General features: G+C 62.2%; 4 protein-coding genes and 1 pseudogene. All 5 read left to right on the top strand.

The window, feature by feature from the left end:
• The coding region (locus L9Z73_RS24355; RefSeq protein ID WP_247406511.1) for a lipopolysaccharide kinase InaA family protein at window positions 1–1,131 on the top strand (1,131 nt) is incomplete at its 5' end.
• A 94-nt stretch (window positions 1,132–1,225) separates the two neighbouring features.
• Window positions 1,226–1,582, top strand: a complete 357-nt coding sequence (locus L9Z73_RS24360; RefSeq protein WP_247406529.1) for a YceK/YidQ family lipoprotein — start codon at window positions 1,226–1,228, stop codon at window positions 1,580–1,582.
• Window positions 1,583–1,724: 142 nt separating this feature from the next.
• The gene (locus L9Z73_RS24365) at window positions 1,725–3,482 is read left to right on the top strand and encodes a carbamoyltransferase family protein (RefSeq protein ID WP_247406532.1); all 1,758 of its coding nucleotides are present in this window, start codon (window positions 1,725–1,727) and stop codon (window positions 3,480–3,482) included.
• Entirely contained in the window at window positions 3,483–4,379 is an 897-nt protein-coding gene (locus L9Z73_RS24370) for an antimicrobial resistance protein Mig-14 (RefSeq protein ID WP_247406535.1), read from the top strand.
• Window positions 4,376–5,385, top strand: a pseudogene (locus tag L9Z73_RS24375) (hypothetical protein); the annotation flags it as partial. The gene L9Z73_RS24370 and the pseudogene L9Z73_RS24375, both read left to right, overlap by 4 nt.

Consider the following 5,385-nt stretch of genomic DNA (forward strand, 5'->3'; position numbering starts at 1 on the left):
GACGGCGCCGAAAGCCTGGCCGATGCCTGGCAGGCGGTCGAAGGCTTGCCGCCGTTGGCCGATGAGCAGACCGCCGTGCTCGCTGAAGCACTGGGCGCGATTGCCCGCATGCACGCCAAGGGCCTGTGGCAGGAAGACCTGCACCTGGACAACCTGCTGCGCCAGGGTGGCAAGCTGTACCTGATCGATGGTGCCGGGATCTGCGTTGAGCAGGCGGGCCAGCCGCTGTCGCGCAACCGGGTGCTGGAAAATCTCGGGGTGTTTTTCGCCCAGTTGCCGAAAAATCTCGCGCCGTTTACCGAAGAATTGCTGGTGTATTACTTGCTGAGCAACGGCGAGCACGCGTTACCGCTGGAAGCCCTGGAGAAACAGGTGCGCAAGGTCAGCACCTGGCGCCTGAAGGACTTCCTCGACAAGGTCGGCCGCGAATGCACGCTGTTCAGCGTGGTGCGCGGCGCGTTTGGCTTGCGTGCGATCCGTCGCGAGGAAGAGACCGCGATGCTGCCGGTACTGGAACAGGCCGATGCGTTGCTCGACCAGGGGCATTTGTACAAGACCGGCGGTGCGGCCAGCGTGGCCAAGGTCGAGGTGGCCGGCCGCCCGCTGGTGATCAAGCGTTACAACATCAAGGGCTTCGCCCATTGGCTCAAGCGTTTCTGGCGCCCGAGCCGCGCCTGGCATTCCTGGCGCGAAGGCAATCGCCTGGCGTTCCTCGGCATTGCCACGCCCAAGCCGCTGGCTGTGCTGGAAAAACGTTTTTTCTGGCTGCGCAGCCGTGCTTACCTGGTCACTGAATACCTGCCAGGGCCGGACATTATCGAACGTTTCGCGCCGTATGTGGAGCAGGGCGACGCGCCTGAAAACGAACTGCTGGCGCTGGACCATCTGTTCGCCGAGCTGATACGCGAGCGCATCAGCCATGGCGATTTCAAGGGTCACAACCTGTTCTGGCACGACGGCCGCTGGGCGTTGATCGACCTGGATGCGATGCGTCAGCACGGCTCTGTCGCCAGCTTCGCCGCGGCGTTTGCCAAGGACCGCGCACGCTTTATGCGTAATTGGCCGCAAGGCAGCGCGCTGTATCAGGTCATCGATCAGCGCTTGCCGAGGGAGATCGGCGCTGCCGGTTGAAGAAGGCCTTCAACCCATCGCGAGCTTGACCGCTTCGGATCTTTCTTACGCTGCGCGTCGGCGTGTCGGGTCAGCGGTATCAAAGGAGTGTTTCGTGAACCATGGAACCCAAGTGCTGCTGGCCGCAACCCTGCTGACGCTCTGCGGTTGCGGAACGATCAACACCGTCTTTCGCCCGGACGCCGTCGCCAGTCAGAACCTCAAGGAGTCGCGCAGCTACTGCGAAAACATCCCGCGCATCTACAGCGGGGTGATCTACGGGTTTTGTACGCTCAATGCCGAGCCCGTCCCTGAAAAAAGCCTGAATGACCGAGCCCTGTCGGACCACGAGAACAATGCCTTCCCGATCATCGCTATCGAGTTCATCGGCTCCAGCGTGCTGGATACGCTGGTCCTGCCCTATACGATCTACCGTCAGAACAAGGACGGCAGCATCGAGATCTTCCGCTGAGCCTCCTTGATGCTTGCCGCTAACAGCTTCCCCCTGCTTTTAAGCTATAATCCCGCCCTTTAGCTGTTTCCTGCCCAGACGGGAAGCACACTTTTTTCAGGCGCAGCGCGCCTGCATGCAGACTAAAAGAGGCTAGACCCCTGTGGCATTGACGATTCTTGGCCTGTCCGGCGCCCTTAGCCATGATCCTTCCGCAGCCCTGTATATCGACGGCAAGCTGATCGCGGCCGCCGAAGAAGAACGCTTCGTTCGCGACAAGCATGCAAAGCACCGCATGCCCTACGAGTCGGCGAAGTTCTGCCTGGAACAGGCCGGCATCAAGCCTTCCGACGTTGACGTGGTCGCGATCCCGTTCGCACCGATCAGCCTGTTCGGTGAAGCGCGTTGGCACTATGCCAAGCGTTACTGGTACGCCCCGGATCGCGCCCTTGACGCGATCCTGATGGGCAACCGTCGCTACAAGCGCTACCGCAACAAGATCGTCTGGTGCCTGGAGCAACTGGGCTTCGATCCGAAGAAAATCAAGATCGAGCCGGTTGAACACCACTTGGCCCACGCCTCCAGTGCCTACCACTGCTCCGGCTTCAAGGAGAAAACCGCGATCCTGGGGATCGACGGCAAGGGTGAGTACGCCACCACGTTCTTCGGCTACGGCGAAAACGGCAAGATCCACAAGATCAAGGAATTCTACGATCCGGACTCCCTCGGCGGCCTGTACGGCGCGGTCACCGAGTTCCTCGGTTTCGAGATGCTCGACGGTGAGTTCAAGGTCATGGGCATGGCGCCCTATGGCGATGCCAGCAAGTACGATTTCTCGCGCCTGGCCTCCTTTGAAAACGGCGAGTTGGTGATCAACACCGACTATGCCAACGTCATCGGCCTGCGTCGCTACAAAGAGAAGGGCAAGGGTTTCTACTTCTCGCCGAAGCTGATCGAGTGGCTGGGTCCTAGGCGCGAAGGCGACATCGCCGACGAACCGTACATCCACTACGCGGCGAGCATGCAGGCGCTGTTCGAGAAGCTGTCCCTGCAGATGATCGACCACTACCTGGGCGACATCCTCAAGGAAACCGGCAAGCTGGCCTTCGCTGGCGGCTGTGCGCTGAACGTCAAGCTGAACCAGAAGATCATTGCCCGTGACGACGTGAAGGAGCTGTTCGTGCAGCCGGCGTCCGGCGATGCCGGCACCGCCGTGGGCGCAGCCGCTTACGTGTCCCACGCCCGTGGTGTGCCGGTGGAGAAGATGGAACACGTCTACCTCGGCCCGTCCTACAGCAACGAAGACGTGATCGCCGCTTGCGCCAAGCACCCGAGCAAGCCGGACTGGCGCAAGATCGACAGCATGCCTAAACGCATCGCCAAGATCATGGTCGACGGCAACCCGGTGGCCTGGTTCCAGGGCCGCATGGAGTTTGGCCCGCGTGCCTTGGGTGGTCGTTCGATCATCGGTTGCCCGAGCGCCACTGGCGTGGCTGACCGCATCAACCATCAGATCAAGTTCCGCGAGCGCTGGAGGCCTTTCTGCCCGTCGATGCTCGACACCGTGGCCCCGCTGATGATCAAGGTCGATCACCCGGCGCCGTTCATGACCTTCACCTTTGAAGTGTCGGAAGAGTGGAAGACCCGCGTACCGGAAGTGGTCCATGAAGATGGCACGTCCCGCGCCCAGGTGCTCAAGCGCGAATACAACCCGCGCTACTACGACATGATGAAAGAGCTGGAAGTGCTGACCGGTAACGGCGTGTCCCTGAACACCTCGCTCAACCGTCGTGGCGAAGCGATGATCTGCTCGCCGACCGACGCGCTGAACATGTTCTTCGGTTCCGACCTGCAGTACCTGATCATGGAAGACATCCTGGTGGTCAAGGACGGCGTGGACCCTTATGACGCTGTGGTTTAAATGCTGAATCGCTTCCAGGGTTGGCGTGAACGCGGCTGGGTGCCTGTCGAGGCCGAGGTTTACGCCCAGGCCTGGCAGCGGTTTGGCGGCAGCGTGGCGACGCATCCGCTGATCGTCGAACGGTTGGCGAACCTGGCGCAGATTCCGGTGCGGTACCTGGGCTGGGAGCAGGACGGCGAACTCAAGGGCGCGATTGCCACGTGGGGGCGCGACCTGGCCTTGTCCAAGGACGTGCTCAAGCGCAGCGGCAAGAAAGGTATGTTTGATCTGGGCAATGCCGAAATAATCCTGCCGATTGCAGCTGACGCGCAGTTGCCGGTACGTCATCGTGGGCGCTACCTGTCGGCCTTGAACGAGGGGCGCGTCAGCACCCTCAAGCCCCAGGCTGAGCAGTTGGCCATGGCGCGCACCCCGGAAGACCTGTCGAAGAAATTTCGCTACAACCAGCGCCGCGAATTGCGATTGCTGGAAGAGGCGGGTGGCGTGGTGCGGGCGGTGAGTGAGTTCTCCAGCACCGAGCTGGCGGCGATCTACTGCGACCTGTTCCAGCGCCGCTGGGGCTTCCCGGCTACCGGTGCCGAGCATCTGGCGCAGGTGCTGGGCATGCTCAAGGAATTCCTGGTGGGCTCGGTGTTGTTTCTCAACGATGCGCCGGTTGCCGTGCAACTGGTGTATCGCGTCGAGGCGCCCGAGTGGGTCAGCATCGAATACGTTAACGGCGGTGTCGACCCCGAGACCCGTGCTTTCAGCCCCGGCAGTGTGTTGAGTTTCCTCAATACGCAAAGCGCCTGGGAACAGGCGCGGGCGGTGGATAAGCCGCTGCGCTTTTCTTTCGGGCGGGCCGACCGTGAATACAAGGAGCGTTGGTGCAACCCGGTGCCGGTGTTCAGCCTATGAGCCGCAAACAGCAACTGCTCAAGCGTCATCGGCGCACCAAGCGCATCGCGCTGCTGATCGCCCTGCTGGTGCTGATCGCGGCCGGCGTGCTCGTGGCGTGGTGGCTGCCGTTGATCCTGGCGATGGTGCTGTGGGCCGCCCATGAAGCCTGGTTTGCCGATCACCTGTTCTATTCGCCCAAAGATGATTATGCCTACGCGTTCCCCCACGGCAGTGAGCAGCCAGGCCTGCGCCTGGACGCGGGACGGTTGGTGCTGGATGCACCGCTGGCAGCGGACGACACGCTGATCGTCGGCATCGAGCTGAAAAGCTCGTGGCTCGGGCGTTTCATCGACCCAGCGGTGGAGCTGCTGGGCCTGGAAACGCCGGACCGGCAAGTGTTCGAGCGTGGCGTCGCCGGGCGGCGTTACCTCAACCTGACAGGCGCCGCCGACGCGTTGGCCGCCGGCAAGCTGCAGTTGCGCGGGCGTTTTTGCCGGATCAACGGCCAGCCAACGCTCTGGCGTTTCCGCCAGCCGGATTATCGCCAGCAACGCGTGATGGTGATTGCGCCCCACGCCGACGACGCTGAACTGGCTGCGTTCAGCTTGTACAGCCAGGCGGCCGAAAGCTGGATCGTCACGCTGACCGCCGGTGAAATCGAAGCCGAACATTATCAACAGATGGGGCTGCCCAAGGCGCAAGCGGCGCGAATCAAAGGGCGCCTGCGGGCCTGGGACAGCATTGCTGTGCCGCGCTGGGCCGGCGTTCCCGAGGCGCAGTGCGTGCAATTGGGTTACTTCTGCATGCAGTTGGCGGCCATGCAGGCCGCGCCGGACCAGCCTCAAGCCTCCCGCGAGGCGCAATTGAGCGATACGCGGCTGTTTCGCCAGTTCAATGCTTATATCACCCTGGAGCCGGCCGTACTTGCCGCCGCCGACCAGACCCAGACGCTGATCTACGGCCTGCTGTTCGGCTGCCTGCTGATGCTGATCCTGCACAACCTCTCCCGCTTTGCCTACCACCG

The sequence above is a fragment of the Pseudomonas emilianonis genome (assembly GCF_023072625.1).
Classification (GTDB): Bacteria; Pseudomonadota; Gammaproteobacteria; order Pseudomonadales; family Pseudomonadaceae; genus Aquipseudomonas; species Aquipseudomonas paraveronii.